This window comes from Pseudonocardia oceani (assembly GCF_019263585.2).
Taxonomy (GTDB): Bacteria; Actinomycetota; Actinomycetes; order Mycobacteriales; family Pseudonocardiaceae; genus Pseudonocardia; species Pseudonocardia oceani.
In genome coordinates this window covers 85,770-105,271 of the sequence record NZ_JADQDF010000001.1, presented here as the reverse complement: position 1 = coordinate 105,271, position 19,502 = coordinate 85,770, and the positions used below count along the sequence as shown (strand labels likewise).

At 75.3% G+C, this 19,502-nt stretch carries 20 protein-coding genes; 12 read left to right on the top strand and 8 right to left on the bottom strand.

All coding sequences use genetic code 11. The annotated features are described in order from the left end of the window. Positions 1–33: 33 nt before the first annotated feature. The 3 genes from I4I82_RS00465 to I4I82_RS00455 are packed head-to-tail and all read left to right on the top strand — an operon-like array spanning position 34 to position 2,518. Complete coding sequence (locus tag I4I82_RS00465) at positions 34–903, top strand: carbohydrate ABC transporter permease (protein WP_218590390.1); 870 nt, start codon at positions 34–36, stop codon at positions 901–903. Next, complete coding sequence (locus I4I82_RS00460) at positions 900–1,790, top strand: carbohydrate ABC transporter permease (protein WP_218590389.1); 891 nt, start codon at positions 900–902, stop codon at positions 1,788–1,790. The genes I4I82_RS00465 and I4I82_RS00460 overlap by 4 nt, the downstream gene beginning before the upstream one ends. Next, on the top strand, positions 1,787–2,518 hold the full coding sequence (locus I4I82_RS00455) for an alpha/beta fold hydrolase (protein ID WP_218590388.1): 732 nt from the start codon (positions 1,787–1,789) through the stop codon (positions 2,516–2,518). Before I4I82_RS00460 ends, I4I82_RS00455 begins: the two co-directional genes overlap by 4 nt. On the opposite strand, the gene I4I82_RS00450 is transcribed toward I4I82_RS00455, so the two are convergent. Together I4I82_RS00450 and I4I82_RS00445 are read right to left on the bottom strand one after the other, a co-directional pair. After that, positions 2,475–3,212 (bottom strand): HpcH/HpaI aldolase family protein, encoded by a 738-nt coding sequence (locus I4I82_RS00450; protein WP_218590387.1) that lies wholly within the window; start codon positions 3,210–3,212, stop codon positions 2,475–2,477. The genes I4I82_RS00455 and I4I82_RS00450 overlap by 44 nt on opposite strands. After that, complete coding sequence (locus tag I4I82_RS00445) at positions 3,209–3,964, bottom strand: SDR family NAD(P)-dependent oxidoreductase (RefSeq protein WP_218590386.1); 756 nt, start codon at positions 3,962–3,964, stop codon at positions 3,209–3,211. The genes I4I82_RS00450 and I4I82_RS00445 overlap by 4 nt, the downstream gene beginning before the upstream one ends. Positions 3,965–4,086: 122 nt before the next feature. Here I4I82_RS00445 and I4I82_RS00440 point away from each other — a divergent pair, with 122 nt between their 5' ends. The 6 genes from I4I82_RS00440 (at position 4,087) to I4I82_RS00415 (ending at position 10,736) form a co-directional block, all read left to right on the top strand. After that, entirely contained in the window at positions 4,087–5,082 is a 996-nt protein-coding gene (locus I4I82_RS00440; protein ID WP_225920461.1) for a LacI family DNA-binding transcriptional regulator, read from the top strand. A gap of 72 nt (positions 5,083–5,154) precedes the next feature. Then, positions 5,155–6,153, top strand: coding sequence for a nuclear transport factor 2 family protein (locus I4I82_RS00435; RefSeq protein ID WP_218590385.1), 999 nt, complete (start codon positions 5,155–5,157; stop codon positions 6,151–6,153). Between the two features lie 60 nt (positions 6,154–6,213). Then, positions 6,214–7,413 carry a cupin domain-containing protein gene (locus tag I4I82_RS00430; RefSeq protein WP_225920460.1) on the top strand — a complete coding sequence of 400 codons (1,200 nt, stop codon included), beginning with the start codon at positions 6,214–6,216 and terminating at the stop codon, positions 7,411–7,413. Position 7,414: 1 nt separating this feature from the next. Beyond that, positions 7,415–8,491, top strand: coding sequence for a C45 family autoproteolytic acyltransferase/hydrolase (locus tag I4I82_RS00425; RefSeq protein WP_218590384.1), 1,077 nt, complete (start codon positions 7,415–7,417; stop codon positions 8,489–8,491). Between the two features lie 68 nt (positions 8,492–8,559). Beyond that, a complete protein-coding gene (locus tag I4I82_RS00420) occupies positions 8,560–10,149 on the top strand; it encodes an AMP-binding protein (protein WP_218590383.1) in 1,590 nt (529 codons plus the stop codon). Then, complete coding sequence (locus tag I4I82_RS00415; protein ID WP_218590382.1) at positions 10,146–10,736, top strand: TetR/AcrR family transcriptional regulator; 591 nt, start codon at positions 10,146–10,148, stop codon at positions 10,734–10,736. Before I4I82_RS00420 ends, I4I82_RS00415 begins: the two co-directional genes overlap by 4 nt. Before the next feature lie 5 nt (positions 10,737–10,741). Here the strand turns inward: I4I82_RS00415 and I4I82_RS00410 are convergent, their stop codons facing one another. Then, positions 10,742–11,347, bottom strand: coding sequence for a class I SAM-dependent methyltransferase (locus I4I82_RS00410; protein WP_218590381.1), 606 nt, complete (start codon positions 11,345–11,347; stop codon positions 10,742–10,744). Between the two features lie 58 nt (positions 11,348–11,405). Here I4I82_RS00410 and I4I82_RS00405 point away from each other — a divergent pair, with 58 nt between their 5' ends. Together I4I82_RS00405 and I4I82_RS00400 are read left to right on the top strand one after the other, a co-directional pair. Further along, positions 11,406–13,745 carry a molybdopterin-dependent oxidoreductase gene (locus I4I82_RS00405; protein ID WP_225920459.1) on the top strand — a complete coding sequence of 780 codons (2,340 nt, stop codon included), beginning with the start codon at positions 11,406–11,408 and terminating at the stop codon, positions 13,743–13,745. 90 nt (positions 13,746–13,835) lie between these two features. After that, complete coding sequence (locus I4I82_RS00400; RefSeq protein WP_218594986.1) at positions 13,836–14,108, top strand: hypothetical protein; 273 nt, start codon at positions 13,836–13,838, stop codon at positions 14,106–14,108. Positions 14,109–14,515: 407 nt separating this feature from the next. Here I4I82_RS00400 and I4I82_RS00395 read toward each other — a convergent pair whose 3' ends face one another. The 3 genes from I4I82_RS00395 to I4I82_RS00385 form a co-directional block, all read right to left on the bottom strand. Next, positions 14,516–15,055 (bottom strand): hypothetical protein, encoded by a 540-nt coding sequence (locus tag I4I82_RS00395; protein ID WP_218590378.1) that lies wholly within the window; start codon positions 15,053–15,055, stop codon positions 14,516–14,518. 91 nt (positions 15,056–15,146) lie between these two features. After that, positions 15,147–15,974 (bottom strand): thermonuclease family protein, encoded by an 828-nt coding sequence (locus I4I82_RS00390; protein WP_226369805.1) that lies wholly within the window; start codon positions 15,972–15,974, stop codon positions 15,147–15,149. 175 nt (positions 15,975–16,149) lie between these two features. Further along, entirely contained in the window at positions 16,150–17,046 is an 897-nt protein-coding gene (locus I4I82_RS00385) for a PfkB family carbohydrate kinase (RefSeq protein ID WP_226369804.1), read from the bottom strand. Positions 17,047–17,106: 60 nt separating this feature from the next. Between I4I82_RS00385 and I4I82_RS00380 the strand changes: the two genes are divergently transcribed. Continuing rightward, a complete protein-coding gene (locus I4I82_RS00380) occupies positions 17,107–17,316 on the top strand; it encodes a hypothetical protein (RefSeq protein ID WP_218594336.1) in 210 nt (69 codons plus the stop codon). 1 nt (position 17,317) lies between these two features. On the opposite strand, the gene I4I82_RS00375 is transcribed toward I4I82_RS00380, so the two are convergent. Continuing rightward, a complete protein-coding gene (locus tag I4I82_RS00375) occupies positions 17,318–17,989 on the bottom strand; it encodes an HAD family hydrolase (protein ID WP_218594335.1) in 672 nt (223 codons plus the stop codon). A gap of 47 nt (positions 17,990–18,036) precedes the next feature. After that, positions 18,037–19,476, bottom strand: coding sequence for a bifunctional 3-(3-hydroxy-phenyl)propionate/3-hydroxycinnamic acid hydroxylase (locus I4I82_RS00370; RefSeq protein WP_218594334.1), 1,440 nt, complete (start codon positions 19,474–19,476; stop codon positions 18,037–18,039). Positions 19,477–19,502: the final 26 nt, after the last annotated feature.

Genomic DNA, 19,502 nt, shown 5'->3' with positions numbered 1-19,502 from the left:
GGCGGCCGCCCCGACCGGTCAGCGAGGTGAGCAGTGCGACGGCGAGAGTTCCTGGCGTTCGTGGCCCCCAGCGTGCTCGTGATGGGTGGCCTGCTCCTGCTGCCCCTCTACCGCACGGTCGAGTGGAGCTTCGAGCGCGTCGACTACGGCGAGCCCGGCGAGTTCGTCGGGCTGGACAACTACGGTGAGGCGCTCACCGACCCGCGGCTGGGGCAGGCGGTGCTGTTCACCCTCGGGCTCACGGCGGCCGTCGTCGCCGCGCTGCTCGTGGGCGGCTACCTGCTCGCGGTGATGGTCAACCGGCTCGGCCGGGCCAAGCCCTGGGTGCTCGGCATCCTGCTGATCTCCTACGTGGTGCCGAACGTGGTCGGCGCCACGATGTTCTCCTGGTTGTTCGACGCGAACTTCGGCGGCGTGGTCAACCAACTGGTGACGATCGTGACCGGCCAGGAGGTCCTCTGGTTCACCGACCCCTGGCCGAACCGGGTGATGGTGTGGCTGAACACCATCTGGTTCATGGTCCCGTTCGCCATGCTCGTGATCATCGCCGGGCTGCAGGGCGTGCCCACGGAGATCATCGAGGCCGCGAAGATCGACGGCGCCGGCCCGTTCCGCACGCACTGGAACGTGATCATCCCGAACATCCGCGGCGTGCTCGGGTTCGTGGCGATCATCTCGATCATGGACATCCTGCGGACGTTCGACCAACTCATCCCGCTCTCGCCGCAGGCCGTCCAGATCGGCAACGAGTCGATCATGCTCTACATCTACAACATCGCCTTCCAGGACGGCGGGCAGCAGCTCGGGCTCGGCAGTGCGGTCAACGTCCTGCTGATCCTGCTCATCGGCCTGCTGCTGTTCCCCTTCATCCGCGACGTCGCCCGGGAGGCACGGCAGGTATGAGCATCCTCGAGAAGCCCGAGAGCGGCACGGCCCGCCCGGAGCCCGTCACCCCGTCCCGGCGGCCGCGCAGGTACGGCCGCTCCTCGCTGCTCGTCGGCGGGCTGCTGGTGCTGATCTGCCTGGCGATGCTCAGCCCCGTGCTGTGGACCGCGGCGACGGTCACCAAGCCGACCGACGTGGCGTTCCTCAACCCGCCGCAGTTCTTCTACGAGCCGACGGTGACGTCCTTCGTCGACCTCTGGCAGACCACCCAGTTCTACAAGTACCTGATCAACACCCTCGTCGTCGCCGTGCTGAGCACGATCGCGGCCCTGGTGATCGGGATCCCGGCGGCGTACGCGCTCTCGCGCTACCCGGGCTGGGTCAGCGCGGTGCTGCTCATCGCGGCGCTGGTGTTCCGGGCGCTGCCGCGGTTCTCGGTGGTGCTGCCGATGTACGACATCTCCCGCGCGCTGGGCGTCTACGACACGACGTTCGCCGTGGCGGCGGCGCTGGTGGCGATCAACCAGCCGTTCAGCATCTGGCTGCTGCGCAACTTCTTCGCCGAGATCCCCAAGGAGCTCGACGAGGCCGCCATGCTCGACGGCTGCACCCGATTCCAGACGCTGCGCCGCGTGATGGTGCCGCTGATGGGGCCGGGCATCCTGACCGCCGGGATCTTCATCTTCCTGTTCGCGTTCCAGGAGTACCTGACGGCCAACATCCTCACCGACGTCTCCGCCCGCACGGTCCCGGTCTTCATCGCCACGCAGCTGGGGCAGACCCTGCCGATGCTGCAGCAGGCCGGCGCCGCCGCGATGCTGCTGACGCTGCCGGTCGTCGCGTTCGCCTTCATCGCCCAGCGCTACCTCGTGGCCGGGCTGAACGCGGGGTCGGTCAAGGGGTGAGCGGGCCGCTGGTGCTCGTCGGCGGGATGGGGTGCTCGCCGCGGCTGTGGGCGGGCGTCCGGGACCGGCTCGGTCCCGGCCCCGTCCTCGACGGGCCGCTCGAGGAACCGACGGTCGACGGGTGCGTCGACGCCCTGCTCGACGCCCTGCCGCCGCGGTTCGCCCTCGCCGGGCTGAGCCTCGGCGGCATCGTCGCGATGGCCCTGGTGCGGCGTGCCCCGGAGCGGGTCACGCGCCTCGCGCTGCTCTCGACGAACGCGCGCCCCCCGCTGCCCGAGCAGCGCGCCGCGTGGACCGCGCAGCGCGCGGCCCTGGCCGGGGGCGCCACCCCGCGCGACCTGCAGACCGCGCTGCTGCCGCTGCTGCTGCACGACCCCGAGTTCTCCGGGCCGGCGCTGGCGATGGCCGACGACCTGGGCGCGCGGGTGCTCGACCACCAGCTCGCCGCCCAGGCCACGCGCGTCGACGAGCGCCCGGGGCTGGCCCGCGTGCGGGTGCCGACGCTGGTGCTCGCCGCGCGGGAGGACCGGCTCTGCCCGCTCGACCGGCACGAGGAGATCGCGGCGCTGGTGTCGGGGGCGCACCTGGAGGTGCTCGGCGGCGTCGGTCACCTGTCGCCGCTGGAGGCGCCCGACCGGGTGGCCGCCGCGCTGCGTCGATGGATGGAGGGGCGGTGGTGGGGCGTCAGGCCCGCAGCGCCCGGAACGCCTGCATCATCACGTGGGTGAGGTTGTGCACCACGACCTGCGCGCCGTCGGCCAGCGCCGCGGCGGTGTCGCCGAGCGCGAGGTCGCAGCGCACCGCCCCGGCGGTGGTCGGATCGGCGCGCACCGCCGCGAGCAGGTCGGCGACCGACGGGTCGTCGGGGGAGCGGGAGGCGCCGAGGTCGGCGACGCCCACGAGGTAGCCGTCGACCCCGTCGACGGCCAGGATCGCCCCGGCGTCGCGGATCGCCGCGGGCGACTCCAGCATGGCGATCACCAGCGTGCGGTCGTCGGCCGCGGCGCGGTGCCCGTCCGCGGTGACCGTGCCGAACCGGCCGGCGCGGGAGTAGGTGGCGAACCCGCGGGCCCCGCGCGGCGGGTAGCGCAGCGCGCGCACCAGCGCCTCGGCGTCGGCGGCCGACTCGACGTGCGGGGCGACGACGCCCTGCGCGCCCTGGTCGAGCGCACGCTGGGCCAGCACGTGCTCGCCCTCGCCGGGGCGCACGAGCACCGCCATCCCGTGGGCGTCGGCCAGCGCCAGGTGGTGGCGCAGCGCCAGGACGTCGGCGGGGCCGTGCTCGCAGTCGACGAGCACGAAGTCGAGCCCGGCGACGGCCAGCATCTCGACGACCTCCTCGCACGGCATCCGCACGAGCGCGCCGGACACCCGCTCGCCGTCGCGCAGCCGCGCCCGCAGCGACCGGGCGGGGGCGCTCACGCGACCATCCCGCCGGAGAGGTCGATGTCGGCTCCGGTGAGCCCCGGCATCGCGAGCACGGCGAGCACGGCCCGGCCGACCTCGTCGGCGGTGACCATCCGGCCCAGCGCCGCGCGCCCGACGAACGCCGCGCGCGCGTCCTCGCCGGTGCCGCCGGTGCGCTCGGCCTCCAGCCGGAAGTTGCGGTCCATGCGGTCGCCCTCGACCGGCCCGGGGGACACCGTGTTCACCCGCACCCCGGCCTCGCCGACCTCGAAGGCGAGCGTGGAGGTCAGGCCGATCACGGCCATCTTCGACGCGCAGTACGGCGTGCGCCGGGTCAGCGGCCGCTTGCCCGACACCGAGGCGATGGTGACGACGTCGCCCGCACCGCGCGCGACCATGCCCGGCAGGAACGCCCGGCACATGAGGAAGACGCCGCGGACGTTCACCGCGAACACCTCGTCCCACTCCTCGGGCGCGATCTCGGTGAGCGGCGCGACCGGACCGGGGATCCCCGCGTTGTTGACCAGCACCGAGACCTCCTCGCCGGCCAGCCGCTGCGCCAGCGCCGCCACGGCGTCCGGGTCGGCGACGTCGCAGACCTCGGCGCGGGCCGCGTCGCCCAGGCGCCGCGCGGTGGCCTCCAGCGGCTCGGCCCGGCGGCCGACCAGCACGACGCGGGCCCCGTCGGCCACGAGGTGCGTGGCGATCGCCGCGCCCAGCCCGTTGCCGCCGCCGGTCACCACCGCCGTGCGCCCGGCCGCGCTCACGCGGTCCACCCCGTCGTCGGACGTCGGTCCACCGTGGCCTCCACACCGCTCGCTGGCATACGTATGCTGATGAGTGAAGCCGGGTGGTGCGGGTACTGTCAAGCGGGCATCGGAGGCGCGGGATGATCACCAGTCGGGACGTGGCGAGGCTCGCGGGGGTGTCCCAGCCGACGGTCTCCCGTGCGCTGCGCGACGACCCGAAGGTCTCCGAGGCCACCAAGCAGCGCGTGCGCGACGCCGCCGCCGCGCTGGGCTACTCGCCCAGCGCCATCGGCCGCGCGCTGTCGGTGGGGCGCTCCACGAGGGTGGGGCTGGTCGTCACCGACCTCGACAACCAGTTCTACGCCCACGTCATCGCGCCGCTGCACCACGAGCTGGAGCGCCTGGGCCACGAGCTGGTGCTCATCACCGAGTCGTCGGACAGCGGCCCGGTCGCCGAGCACGTGGTGGCGCACGGGCTGTGCGGGGTGGTGCTGGCCACCACCACCGTCGACTCGATCCTGCCGGCGCGGTTGCGCGACCGCGGCGTGCCGTTCGTCTACTTCAACCGCACAGCGCCCAGCGTGCCGGCCGACTCGGTCACCGTCGACCCCGAGCAGGGCGTCCGCGAGCTGCTGGCCGACGTCATCGGCCGCGGTCACCGGCGGATCGGCGCGGTGTTCGGGCCGCGCAACACCAGCACCGGCGAGCAGCGCGAGCAGGTCGTGCGAGCGGTGCTCGACGAGAACGGCATCGGCCTCGCCCACCGCGACGTGCTGCACGGCCCGTTCGACTTCCGCACCGGCCACGACGGCATGCGCACCCTGCTCGACCGCGACGACCCGCCGACGCTGGTGCTGTGCGGCAACGACGTCGTCGCGCTGGGGGCGCTCAACGCGGCCAAGGAGATCGGCGTCGACGTCCCCGGTGACGTCTCGATCGCGGGCTTCGACGACCTGCCGACGTCGGGCTGGGCGCTGGTGCGGCTGAGCACCGTCGCCTACGACCTGGCCGAGATGTCGCGCGAGGCCGCGCGGCTGCTCGTCGGCCGGGTCGGGAACCCCGGCGCCGAGCCGGTGCACGCGGTGTACCCGACGCGGTACGTGGCGCGGGACACCGTCGGGGCGCCCCGGAGCTGACCGCACGGCCTTGTGAGCATCAGTGCATACGCATACAATCGACTCGTCACGTCAGCGAGGAGAGGACAAGCGATGCCGCTCGACCCGGTCGCGTACAAGCCGTACACGGACCCCGACGACTTCATCCGGGAAGTGACGGACCGGATCTGGGTGCAGCGCGACGTCTCCTACATCGTCGACAACTACGAGCCCGACTCGATCGTGCACGGCGGGTTGGGCACGGTCGTCGGCCGCGACGGCGTCATCGAGGGCAGCCTGATGCGCATCGCGGGCACGCCGCAGCACGTCGGGCAGGCCGAGGACGTCGTCTGGGAGGCCCGCGGCGACGACGCCTTCCTCAGCTCGCACCTCGTCTTCGCCAGCGACGAGCACGTGATCGACGGCCGCAGCCGGCGCATCCGCAAGCGCACCGTCGCCAACTGCCTCTACCGGCGCGGGCGCATGGTCGAGGAGTGGGTCGTCCGCGACGAGCTCGCCGACGTGCTGCAGCGCGGGCTCGACCCCGACGAGGCCGCCCGCCGCCAGCTCTTCCGCGGATACAGCGGCTCGATGACGCAGCCCCCGCCCGCCGACGTGCTCGCCGTCGGCGACAGCGGGCCGCGCCCCGACGACCACCGCGCCGAGTGCGAGATGGTGCTCGAGTTCGTCGAGGAGGTGTGGAACCAGCGCCGCCTGCACCGGGTGCCTGAGTTCATGGAGCGCGACCTGTTCCTGCACACCGTCGGCGACACCACGGTCGTGCGCCCCGACGGCTACCAGCGCGACCTGCTCTCGCTCGTCGCCCCGTTCCCGGACGGCCGGTTCGCCGTGCGCGACGTCCAGACCAACGTCGACGGGCGCTACGCCGGCCTGCGCATCGCCCTGCTGTGGACGCTGAACGGCACCTACCACGGCACGCCCGCGTTCGGCCCGCTCACCGGCCGCCCCGTCGAGCTGCTGGGCGTCTCGCAGTTCCTCGTGCAGCGCGGCCGGATCGTCCGCGAGATGCGGGTCTACGACGAGATCGCCCTGCGCGCGCAGATCAACGCAGCACGCGGCGACGGCGTGTTCACCGACACCAACATCTACTGAGCAGCCCGTCCACCGAGCCGCAACACCTACTGAGCAGCACCGACAGCAGCGGAGGACGCCGTGACCGACACGGCCACGATCGACAGCGGGCCCGGCGCCGGGACCGTGGTCCCGCCCGGTGAGGTCGCCCGCCGCACCATCCGGCGCACCGACTGGGTCCCGTGCAAGGCGGCGTTCATCGACTGCCGCACGCCGGGCTCGGACCGCAAGGACAACTACTCGTTCATCGGGCCCGGCGTCTCGCAGAGCGCCGACCAGTACGTCAACCTGCGCGAGCCGCACGGCTTCCAGCTGGGCGCGGCCGGCATGCCGCACGGCACGACCAACAGCCTGCACCTGCACTTCACCGCCGAGGTGTTCGTCAACTTCGACGGCGACTACCAGCTGCGCTGGGGCGCCGACGGCGCGCAGGGGGAGTACCGCAGCGTCGACGGCGACGTCGTGTCGGTGCCCACGTGGATCTTCCGCGGCTTCACCAACGTCGGCGCCGACGAGGGCGTCCTGCTCACCGTGCTGGGCGGCGACGACACCGGCGGCATCATCTGGGGCCCGTCGGTGCTGCGCGAGGCGGCCGGTCACGGTCTGCACCTCACCGCCGACAACCGGCTCGTCGACACCGTCCGCGGGGAGCGGGTGCCCGACGGCGTCGCCCTGGTCACGCCGATGCCCCAGGAGAAGATCGACGAGCTCGACCGCGTCGACGCCGAGGCCTTCCGGGCGCGCGTGACCCACGCGGGCGACCGCGTCTGGATAGCCGCGCCGTTCCTGTGCTCCGGGCTGCCCGGCGGGGGCGCCGAGCTCAGCCTGGTGATCGGCTACGGGATGAGCGAGGACCGGCGCGCGGCCCCGCGGCTGCACGACCCGCACGGGTTCGACCTCGCCTGGCTGCGCGCACGCGCGGGCGAGGGCGTGCTCACCCACCGGCACCCGGGCACGCAGGTCCTCACGGCCAAGGCCGGGCGCTGGGCGGTGCGCCTCAACACCGGCGCCGACGAGCAGGTCGTCGAGCTCGGGCCGCTGGACACGCTGTCGGTGCCCGCGGGCGCCTGGCGGTCGTTCACGCTGCTCGACGCCGCGCCGGGCCGGGCCGCGGACCCGGGCCTGGGCGAGCTGCTCGTCGTGAACGAGGGCGACGGGCGGACGCGGCTGGACTGGGCCCCCGAGGTCGTCGCGGCGGCCCGCGCCGCCGGGCACGTCCTCGACGCGAACGGCTACGTCGCCCCCGCCGAGGTGCTGGTGACCGCCACGGACGACGACTGACGTGGCCGCGTCCCCGGCCGCCGTGTTCGGCCCGACCGACCTCGACGACCCGGTCGCGCACGGGGTCGCGCTCGCCCCGCGCGTCGCGGCCCACCTCGACGCGTGGCTGCGGGTGCTCGTCGCCGAGGGCGTCGCCGACCCGCCCGCGCACCTGCGCGCGCTGCTGGGCGCCACCGGGTTCCGGTCGGCGGTCGAGGAGCTCGTGCCCGACCTCGCCGAGGAGGTCCGCGGCGTCGCGGCCGGGGCGGGCGTCGACCCCGACCTGCTGCTGGCCCTGCAGCTGATCGACGAGGAGCCCGCGCACCGGGCCCGCGCCGCCGCCCTCGCCAAGTGCACCGGGTTCGGGCTCGCGCTCCCGGGCGGTCCGACCTGGATCGGGCAGAACATGGACCTGGGCGCGCACACCCGCGGCCACCAGGTGCTGCTGCGGGTGGCCCCGCGCGGTGACGTCCCCGCGGCGCTGGTGTTCAGCGTCGCCGGCGTCGTCGCGCTGATGGGGGTGAACGCCGCGGGCGTCGGCGTGTGCGTCAACGCCGTGCCCCAGCTGCCCGCCGCGCCCGACGGGCTGCCGGTCGCCTTCGTGATCCGCCGCCTGCTGCAGGCGCGCACGCTCGCCGAGGCGGTGCGGCTGGTCCGCGACCTGCCGCACGCGACGAGCCAGCACTACCTGCTCGCCGGGCCGGGGGAGGTGCGCTCGTTCGAGGCGCGGCCCGACGGCGTCGCCGAGCACCGCCCGGCCGACCCGTCGCGGGTGCTGCACACCAACCACCCGCTGGGTCCCGTGACCGGCACGCCGGCCCCGCCCGGCGCGGAGCGCGACTCCCGCGCCCGCCTCGACGCCCTCGCAGCGCGCGTCGGTACGGGGAGCCCGTCGCTGGCCGACCTCCAGGGCGCGCTGGCGTCGTCCGACGACCCCGCCCACCCGGTCTGCCGGGTCCGCGGTGCCGGCCCCTCGGACTACACGACCGGCTCGATGGTCTCGGCCCTGCGCCCGGACGCGCCGGTGGAGTCGTGGGTCAGCCCGGGGCCGCCGAGCGAGGTCCCCTACGCGCACGCGGTGCTGGCGGCGTCCGCCTGAGCCCTTGCCCTCGGCGTGCGCCCGGGTCTATAACAATGCGTTATAGGACCGGCATCCCAGGAGGCGCGATGGAGCAGCAGGGCCCCCGCACGGCCGTGGAGGCGCCGCCGGAGCACACCGTCGGCGACGTGCTGCGGATCGCGGCCGCCCGCCGGCCCGACCGCACGGCGCTGGTCGACGGCGCACTGGTCGACGGGGCCCCGGGCGCGGACCGCGCGTGGACCACCGCCGAGGTCCTCGCTGACGCCGAGCGCGTGGCCCGGGCGCTGCTGCGGCGGTTCGCGCCGGGGGAGAAGGTCGCGATCTGGGCGCCCAACAGCCCGGAGTGGGTGCTCGTCGAGTTCGGGGCGGCGCTGGCCGGGCTCACGCTCGTCACCGTCAACCCGGCCTACCTGGCGGCGGAGGTCGAGTTCGTGCTCGGGCAGTCGCGGGCGAGCGGCGTCGTCGTGGCGCCGGAGTTCCGCGGGCGCGACCTCGTGGCCGTCGTCGAGGAGGTGCGCCCCCGGCTGGACGCGCTGCGCGAGGTCGTGCCGCTCGGCGACTGGGACGCGTTCCTCGGCTCGGGCGAGCCGGACGCCGCGCTGCCCGCGGTGGCACCGACCGACATCGCGCAGGTCCAGTACACGTCGGGCACCACGGGCTCGCCCAAGGGCACGCTGCTCACCCACCGCGGGCTCGCGCTCAACGGGCGCGTCTTCGCCGAGGCGCTGGGCGCGGGGGAGTCCGACGTGTGGATCAACCCGATGCCGCTGTTCCACACCGCCGGCTGCGGCCTGACGACGCTGGGTGCCCTGCAGACCGGCGGCGCGCACGTCGTGCCGCCCGCGTTCGAGCCCGGCCTCGTCCTCGACCTGTTCGAGGCGCACCGCGGCTCGGTGATCCTGTGCGTGCCGACGATGCTCGTGCGCCTGCTCGACGACCCGTCGCTCGCCGCGCGCGACCTCGCCTCCTGGCGCCTGGTCGCCCTCGGCGGCGCCCCCGTGGCTCCCGATCTGGTGGCGCGGGCGGAGAAGGCCCTCGGGGTGGCGGTGACCATCGGTTACGGCCAGACCGAGGCCTCGCCCTACATCACCCACACCCTGCCCGACGACCCGAACCCGCAGTGGGCGCACACGGTGGGCCGGCCGCTGCCGCACGTCGAGGTGCGGATCACCGACGCCGCGTCGGGGGCCCCGCTGCCGCCCGGCGGGGTCGGCGAGATCCGCACCCGCGGCATCTGCGTCATGGCGGGCTACTTCGACGCCCCCGAGGCCACCCGCGCGGCCCTGGAGGACGGCTGGCTGCGCACCGGTGACCTCGGCAGCCTCGACGCCGACGGCTACCTGCGCATCCAGGGCCGGCTCAAGGACATGATCATCCGCGGCGGTGAGAACGTGTACCCGCGCGAGGTCGAGGACGTCCTGCACAGCCACCCCGCCGTCGCCGGCGCCGCGGTGCTGGGCACGCCCGACCCGGAGTGGGGCGAGACCGTCGCCGCCGTCGTCCAGCTGCGGGAGGGCGCGAGCGTCGACGGCGCGGAGCTCGAGCGGTTCTGCCGACAGCACCTCGCGTCGTTCAAGACGCCGCGGACGTGGCGCTTCGTCGACGGCTTCCCGCAGACGGCGTCGGGCAAGATCCAGAAGTTCGCGCTGCGCGACCTGGTGGCGGGCCCGGGATGAGCGCGGGGCCGGAGACGCGACCCCCGGACCTGCGCCGCGCCACCCTCGACGCCGCCGCCCGGCTGCTCGCCCGCGAGGGCCCCCGCGGCCTCGCGGTGCGCCGCATCGCGGCCGAGGCGGGCTGCTCGACGATGTCGGTCTACCACTACTTCGGCGACAAGCAGGGCCTGCTCGACGCCGTGCAGGCCGAGGGCCACGAGCGGCTGCGGGCCGCCCAGAGCGTGCGGCGGGAGACCGGCGACCCCGAGGCGGACGTCCGCGGCACGTGCCTGGCGTACCGGGAGGTGGCGCTCGCGCACCCGGACTACTTCCGGATCATGTTCGCCGACACCCCGCCCGGGCTGTCCCGGCCGCACGGCGAGGTGCGCTCGATCGCGCGCGAGAACTACGCGGCGTTCGTCGACGTCGTGCGCTGCTGGCACGAGCGCTCGCCCTTGCGGACCGACCCCGCCTCGGCGGCCTACGGCCTGTGGGCCACGGGCCACGGGATGGTCGTCCTCGAGCTCACCGCCCACGCGCCCGTGGCCGACCGCGCCGAGCGCTACGCGACGACGATCGACGCGCTGATGGCCGGCCTGCGGCGGTGACGCTCCTACGGCAGCCGGCGCGCCCGCAGCACCACGTCGGCGTGATGGTGCGCCCCGGCGCCGCCCTCGACGTGCCGCTCACGGCGCTCGTCGACCTCGACCGCCCAGGTGTCGTCGAGGAAGCGGGCGACGTCGGCGGGGCTGACGTAGTCGGCGGGGTCGAAGCCGGCGGCGCGGGCGTGCTCGGTGTCGACGTCGGCGTGGTGGACGACGAGCAGTGTGCCGCCGGGCGCGACCGCGGCGAGCAGCGCGCGCTCCGGGTCGTCGCCGGGGGTGTGCAGCAGTGCCGGGTACTGCGCGGAGACGAGGTCGAACCCGCCGGGCGGCAGGTCGGCGTCGAGCAGGCCCGCGTGCAGCCAGTGCACGTCGACGCCGGCCTCCCGGGCGTGCTCCGCGGCGCGGTCCAGGGCGACCCGCGAGACGTCGAGCGCGGTCACCTCCCAGCCGCGTCCGGCCAGCCACACCGCGTCCGCGCCCTCGCCGCAGCCCACGTCCAGCACCCGCCCCGGCGCCAGGCCGCCCACCTCGGCGACCAGCGCCCCGTTCGGCTGCCCGCTCCACACCCGCGACGCCTCGGCGTAGCGCTCGTCCCAGTCGACACCCGTGTCCATGCCGCCAGCATCGCGCCGCCGGCACGCGGCGTCACGGCACGTTGCCGATCCGGCAACCTTGACCCGGCCCGCGGGCGCCGTACATAGTACGGAGATCGCCACGACCCCGTACGTCACCAGCAGCTCCCACTGGGGCGCCTTCGAGGCCCGCGCCGTCGACGGGGGCCTGGAGGTGCGGCCGCACCCGGCCGACCCCGACCCGTCGCCGATCCTGGGCAACCTCGCGTCCGCCGTCGACCCGCAGGTGCGGATCCTGCGGCCCGCGGTCCGCGAGGGGTGGCTGCGGAACGGGCCGGGGCCGTCGGACGGGCGGGGGCGCGAGCCCTACGTCGAGGTCGAGTGGGACGAGCTGATCGCGCTGCTGGCCGGTGAACTCCGCCGCGTCTACGCCGAGCGCGGACCGCGCGGGGTGTTCGGCGGCTCCTACGGCTGGGCCAGCGCCGGGCGCTTCCACCACGCGCAGAGCCAGCTCAAACGCTTTCTCACCTGCCTGGGCGGCTACGTCTCCGCGGTCGGCAACTACAGCTACGGCGCCACCGCGGTGATCATGCCGCACGTCGTCGGGCGGGGCGTCGACGTGACGTCGGGGCTCACCGACTGGCCCGTCATCCGCGAGCACACCGAGCTCGTCGTCGCCTTCGGCGGCATCCCGCGCAAGAACACCGGCGTCAACCCCGGCGGCGTGGCCCGCCACACCGCGGGCGACCACCTGCGCGCGGCCGTGGCGGAGGGCGTCGACGTCGTCGCCGTCAGCCCGCTGCGCAGCGACTCTCCGGGCACCACGTGGCTGCCGATCCGCCCGGCGTCCGACGTCGCGATGATGCTCGGGCTCATGCACACGCTGATCGGCGAGGACCTGCACGACCGCGCCTTCCTGCAGCGCTACTGCGTCGGCGGCGACGAGCTCATCGCCTACGTCACGGGCCGCTCCGACGGCGTCGCGAAGACGGCGGAGTGGGCCGCGCAGCGCTGTGACGTGCCCGCGGGGGAGATCCGCGCGCTCGCCCGGCGGATGGCGGCCTCGCGCACGCTCGTCACGGTCACCTGGTCGCTGCAGCGCACCGAGCACGGCGAGCAGGCGCCCTGGGCGGGGATCGCGCTCGCGGCGGTGCTGGGGCGGATCGGGCTGCCCGGGTGCGGGTTCGGGCACGGCTACGGGTCGATGGCCGACGTCGGCGTGCCGGGGGCGGGGGTGCGCGTCCCGACGCTCCCGCAGGGCGTCAACCCGGTGCCGGACGTCATCCCGGTCGCGCGGGTCGCCGACATGCTGCTGAACCCCGGTGCGCCGTTCGAGTTCGACGGGCAGTCGCTGACCTACCCCGACGTCGGCCTCGTCTACTGGGCGGGCGGCAACCCGTTCCACCACCACCAGGACCTCAACCGGCTGCGGCGCGCGCTGGCCACCGTCGACACGGTGGTGGTGCACGAGCCGTTCTGGACGGCCATGGCCAAGCACGCCGACATCGTCGTGCCGGTGACGACGCCGCTGGAGCGCCTCGACATCGGCGCCTCGCGCACCGACCACCACCTGGTCCCGATGCACCGCGTCGTCGACCCGGTCGGGCAGTCGCGCGACGACCACGCCGTGCTGGCCGAGCTGGCCGGCGTCCTCGGGGTGGGGGAGCGGTTCACGGAGGGGCGGACCGCGGACGAGTGGGTCCGCCACCTCTACGACTCCTGGACCGGGCCGGTCGGCAAGCGCCTGGACGTCGAGCTGCCGGCCTTCGACGACTTCCTGGCCTCCCCGCTGCTCACGCTGCCCGCGCAGCCGGCCGACCGCACCTTCCTCGACCGCTTCCGCGCCGATCCCGACGCCCACCCGCTGACGACCCCGAGCGGGCGCATCGAGCTGTACTCGGCCACGATCGCCGCTTTCGGCTACGACGACTGCCCCGGCCACCCGACCTGGATGGAGCCCGACGAGTGGCTCGGCTCCCCGCTCGCCGCGCGGTGGCCGCTGCACCTGATCGCCAACCAGCCCCGCGGGCGCCTGCACAGCCAGCTCGACGCGGGGGCGGAGAGCCGTCGGCACAAGGTCGCGGGCCGCGAGGCGATGACGATCCACCCCGACGACGCCGCCGAGCGCGGCATCACCGACGGCGACGTCGTGCGCCTGTTCAACGACCGCGGCGCCTGCCTGGCCGGCGCCCGCCTCGACGACGGCGTCCGGCGCGGTGTGGTCCAGCTGCCCACCGGGGCCTGGTTCGACCCGGTGGGCGACACCGGGCTCTGCGCCCACGGCAACCCCAACGTGCTCACCCGCGACCACGGCACGTCGCGCCTCGGGCAGGGCACCAGCGGCCAGCACACCCTCGTGCAGGTGGAGCGGTACGAGGGGGAGCCGCCGCCGGTGCGGGCGCACCGGCCGCCGGAGTTCGTGGAGCGGGCGCGGGGGTGAGGGAGGTTCGCGTTCCGCGGAACGCGATCGCGCCCCGCTCCGGGGACCGGGACGTCAGCCGCCCGCCCGATACACGCATCGACGCAGGCGGTGAGCAGCGGCAGGGCGGCGTCGCGGACACCTCCGGTGCTCAGGGTCAGCTCGCCCCCGGTGCTCACCGCGTCGGCCACCTGCTGGAAGGGCAGCTGCGTCGTGCGCAGGTGGGGCGACATGCTGGACGGCGCGATGGCGATCAGCCGCTCCAGCTCCGTGTCGATCGCCAGCATCTCCACCAGCTGCGCCGACGACATCTGCCCGTCGGTGGAGTTGATGGCGTCCGGAATGCGTGCGATCAGGGCCGAAGGCCCGGCGTCACCGACGTAGGTGCGACAGACCGCGACCAGATACCGCGCTCGAGCGTGCAGCACAGGCTGAACGGGGCGGGCCACCGGAACGGGTGGTGACCGCGTTCCGCGGAACGCGAACGCGGCCCACTGATGAGGGGAACGCCGCGTGGTCGGACGGGGTGTGGACCGCGTTCCGCGGAACGCGTTGCAGGATCGGACGCGAGTGGTCGTGGAGCTGCGCCGGGCCGTAACTGCGTTCCGCGGAACGCGATCGCACTCCGCTCCTGGAGTGGAACGCGCCTGGTCGGGACGGGTGTGGACCGCGTTCCGCGGAACACCCTGCAGGGCCGGGTGCCGGTCGTCGTGGAGCGGCGTCGGAACTATGAGTGCGTTCCGCAGAACGCTCCGCTGAGCCCGGGCGCCGGTCGTCGTGATCCGGCTGGGTCAGCTGCCGTAGGAGTAGTCGGTGCCCGCGACGTCGGAGCCGGAGAACGTGACCGAGCCGTCCGGGTCGACGTAGAGCGCGTCGCCGCCCTGGCCGGCGATGACGGTGCCCTGCTCGGCGCCGCCGCTCGGCGTGGTGTCGGCGACGACGTCGGCGCTGTACGGGTCGGCGCTGTCGGTGCCGGAGTCGTACGAACCGGCGTCGTAGGAGCCGCCGCCGTAGGGGTTCGACTCGGTGAGGCCCACGCCCTCGGGCTGGGTGACCGCGTCGAAGACGCCGTCGAAGTCGGTGTCGTCGGCGACGACGTCGGCGTAGCCGTCCCCGTCGACGTCCACCGCGACGACGTCGGCCACGAACTCGCCGTCGGCGCGGTTGTCGAAGGCGGCCAGGTCATCGGTGCCGTCGCCGTCGAGGTCGACGAGCGCGGTGTCGACCACGGCGTCGCCGTCGCTGTCGAGCAGGGTGGTCTCCTCGTAGCCGTCGCCGTCGGTGTCGACGAACTCGACGGAGTAGGGCTCGGGGGTGAAGGACTCGGACATGATCGGCACCTCGGGGGCTCGGCGGGTGTTGCTCTCACCGGGAGAGACGCCCGTGGGGGCCGCGGGGTTACACCGCTCGGCGATCCCTTTCTCAGCCGTAGCTCTCGCAGCCCTTGCCGTCGTTGTCGTCGCCGTCCAGCCGGAACTCGTCGGGGCCGGTCACGATGACCGCGAAGCCGATCTGCTTGCAGTCGAGGTCGGGACCGTCGGGGACGCAGGGCGTGTAGCTCGGGTGGCAGCCGGAGCTCTCCCGCACCGGCTCGGGCTCGCGTTCCGGTTCGGGCTCGGGGGCCGGCGCCGTGCGGGGCGCGGGCTGCGGGGCGGGTGCAGAGCGGGTGGTCGCCGGGGCGGCCGTTCGTGGAGCCGCCGTCCGGGGCGCTGGGGTGTTGGGAGCCGGGGTGTTGGGGGCCGGGGTGGTGGTCGGCGCGGCGGTCGGGGTGTCGCAGACGCGCGGGCCGCCGTCGGCACGGCGCAGGCCGGCGACGTAGGACGGAGCGGCGTCCCCGCCCTCGTACACGCCGGTGTGCGGCTCGACGATCATCGCGGTGCCGAGGTCGGAGCCGGTGGGCGTGGTGACGTAGCGGAGGTGGCGGGAGTAGGGGTCGCGGTCGACGCCGGGCTCGGCGCGCAGCGTCACCGACCGCCCCACCGGCAGCAGCGCCTGCGCGTCGGTGCGGGCCTCGCGGCCGGCGCCGGTGTCGAGCTCGCAGGAGTCGATGCCGAGGACCCGCACTGTGCGGCCGTCGGAGACGGTGAACGTGTCGCCGTCGAGGACGGTCACGACGCGGACGACGTCGGGCGCCGGGGCCGCCGCCTCCTCCGCCGCCGGCACCGACCCGAGCGCGGCGCGGTCGGCCTCCCGGCCCTCCGCACCCCCGCACCCGCCGACGAGGAGCAGGACCCCGAGGGCCCCCATCACTACCGCGCGCTGACCCACGACACCTCACAGAGAACGAACCGGACGATTCACTGTCGTCAACGGGGGCCGATGTGTTGCACCTCTCCCCGAACGAGTTCACCGCCCGACCTCGCACACCGAGCACGCACCTCGCACACCGTCGACCCTGTGCGAGGTCCCGACCCGGTGTGCGAGGTCAGCCGTCCAGCGCCGGCCGCCCCCCGGCGCGGGCGACGGTGCTCCCCGCGGCCTCCACCGCCCGCCGCAGGGCCGTGGGCGGGTCGGCGCCGGCGAGGAGCGCGGCGGTGAGGCCGGCGGTGAGGGAGTCGCCCCCGCCGGTGGTGTCGACGACCTCGACGTCCCCGAACGGCACGAACAGCTCCCCGTCCTCCCACACCGCGACGTTGCCCGCGCCCTCCACCCCCACGACGACGACCCGGGGGCCGTGGGCGAGGAGGTGGCGTGCGGCGGCGGTCATCGCGCCGACGTCCTCGACGCACAGCCGGCCCAGCTCGCCGTCGACCAGCTCGTCGGTCTCGGCGGGGTCGGCGCGCACCACGTCGGCGCACTTCAGGAGCTCGGTGCGGGCCTCGGGGTCGGGGGCGCCGTCGAGGACGACCAGCGCGGAACCGTCGCGGGCGTGCCGGGCGCAGGCGGTCAGCGCGGCCGCGGGCTGCTGCGCCTGCAGGACGACGGCCCGCGCAGCGCGCAGGTCGGCGGCGGCCCCGGCGACGTCGTCGGCCGTGAGCAGCGTCGGCCCGGGCAGGTGCTGCAGGTAGCGCCAGCCGTGGGCGGGGTCGAGGATCTCGACGATCAGGCCGGTGGGGGTGCCGGCGCGGCGCACCACGTGCTCGACGTCGACCCCGTCGGCCTCGGCCCGGGCGAGCAGCCGGTCGCCGGTGGCGTCGGACCCCGCGACGGCGACCAGCCCGACCGGCACGCCGAGCTGCGCCAGCCCCACCGCGCAGTTGGCGCCCTTTCCGCCGAGGGTCTCCCGCCGCTCGCGGACGTCGGTCGCGGAGCCCCGCGGCGGCACCTCGTCCACGCGCAGCAGCAGGTCCCGTGCGAGCTGTCCGACGACCACCACGTCCACAGCCGCTCGCGTACCCGGGCCGTGCGGGTTCACGCCCCCGCCCGCGGGTACGCGGACCGCATGACGGATCCGGACGCACCCGAGACGGGCATGGCCACCGGCGACGACGTGGGGGAGCCGGGGGTCGTCGGCGGCCCGCTGGACCCCGAGGAGCGCGCCGTGCTGGAGAACCTGCGCGACGACAGCGGCGCCGACGTCGTCGGCACCACCGCGGAGGAGCGCCCCGGCGTCGACCGGGCGGCGCAGGACGACACGCCCGCTCCGGACTGATTCAGAGACGGCCCAGCGGCGACTCGTCGAGCCGCGCCAGCAGATCGGCCGGATCGGCGTACACCGCCACCGCCCCGGCCTCGCGCAGCTCCGCCTCGCCGATCCCGCCGCAGGTCAGCCCGACGCACGGCAGGTCGGCGCGGCGCGCGGACTCGACGTCCCACACGGTGTCGCCGACGACCACGCAGCGCGCGGGGTCGAGCCGGTGGTCGCGCACGGCGGTGGACAGCAGGTCCGGCGCGGGCTTGCCCTCGTCGACGTCGGCCGAGGTGGTGGCGCCCTCCACGGCGTCGCGCTCGCCGATGGCGGGCAGCATCCAGTCGAGGTCGCCCGCCGCGCCGCTGGTGGCGAGCACGACCGTCGCACCGCGGTCGGCGCACGCCCGCAGCAGGTCACCGGCCCGCGGGAACGCGACGACCTGGTCGCGCAGCGGCTCGTAGCGCGCGCTGTGGGCGTCGACGGCGTCCTCGTCGTCGGTGCCGAGCAGGTGCTGCACCAGCGCGGCGCTCGGGATGCCGATGGCGCGGTGCACCGCGGACATGGTCACGTCGGGGTGCCCGGTGTCGCGGAAGGCCTGCCACCACGCGAGGACGTGCAGGTAGTTGGTGTCCAGCAGCGTGCCGTCGACGTCGAACAGGACGCCGGGACGCAGGTCGTCGGGGTGCTCGGCCATCGCGCCATGGTCGCGGAGGCGCCCGCCGCCCGCCGGGTGGGAACCGCTCAGGCCGGGGTGACGCCGAGCACGACGCGGTCGGGCCGCAGCAGCGCCGCGGACGCCCGGCCCGCGCGCAACCAGCCGGCGAGCGCGTCGACGCGGACCTCGACGGCGCCCAGCGCCTCCGCCCGCCCGCGCAGAGCGGCGTCCACGCGCCCGGCCGACACCAGCGCGAAGCCGTCCCCCAGTACCTCGTCGAGCAGCACCCGGCGCCCGCCGACCTCGACGACGGGCTGCGGGCACACCGTCCCGGGCAGCGGGCTGCGGCGGGTCCGGCGGTCGGCCCACGCGCCCGGCGGGTACCGGGTCGTGATGCCGGTCAGCGCGCGGGCCTGCGCGCCGGGCACCCGCAGCAGCGCGGCGACGACCGGACGCCGGACGGCCGCCGCGAGGCCGCGCCCGCCGGTCATCGCCGTGCCGACGCGGACCGCCGCCCGCGTCACCGCGACGACGTGGCGCTGCCGCTCGGCCTGGTAGGTGTCGAGCAGGTCGTCCCCGGCGCGCCCGTGCAGCACCGCGGCGAGCTTCCACGCCAGGTTGTGGGCGTCGCCCAGCCCGCAGCCCAGCCCCTGCCCGATGAACGGCGGCATGAGGTGCGCGGCGTCGCCGAGCAGCAGCACGCGTCCGCGCCGCCAACGGTCGGCGGTGCGGGCCCGGAACGTGTACGCGGCGCTGCGCAGCACCTCCCAGTCGTCGCGGGGCAGGTGCCCGAGCCAGGGCGCGGTCAGCTCGCCGAGCCGGGCGACGAGGCCGTCGGGCGTCTCGCCGGGCCGCATCCGGAACTCCAGGCGGTAGCGCCCGCCGGTGAGGTGCATGGCGGTGGCGGCGCGGCGGGGGTCGCAGATCTGGTCGACGCCGCCCCACCCCGGCAGCGGCGTGCGGCTGCGCACGTCGACGACCAACCAGCGCTGGTCGAAGCGCAGGTCGCGCAGGCCGGCGCCGATCGCGGAGCGGACGGTGCTGTCGGCGCCGTCGCAGCCCAGGACCGCGTCGGCGTGGAGCCGCTCGGTCCCGCCGGTGCCGGGGTCGCGCAGGTCGACGGAGCCCGCCTCCGGCACGCCCGTGACCTCGACGCCCCCGCGCAGCACCGCCCCCGCCGGGAGCGCGGCCCGCAGCAGCGCCTCCAGGTCGGGCTGGTCGAACAGCGACGCGTCGGGGTGGCCGTGGTGGCCCGCGGCGGACGAGCGGCGGAACTCCGCGAACGGCCGCAGCCGGGCGTCGAGCAGGCGCAGCCCGGACGCGGGGCGGCTGATCGCGGCGAACTCCTCGGCCACGCCGAACCGCTGCAGCACGCGGACGGCCTCGCCGTCGAGGTGCACGGCGCGCGGGCGCGGGTACGGGCCGTCGTGGCGGTCCACGACGGTGCTGGTGACGCCGAGGCGGGCGAGCAGCCCCGCCACGACGACGCCGGTCGGCCCGGCCCCCACGACGACGACGTGCGGCACGGCCCTCCCCGTCCCGTCGCCCGGCG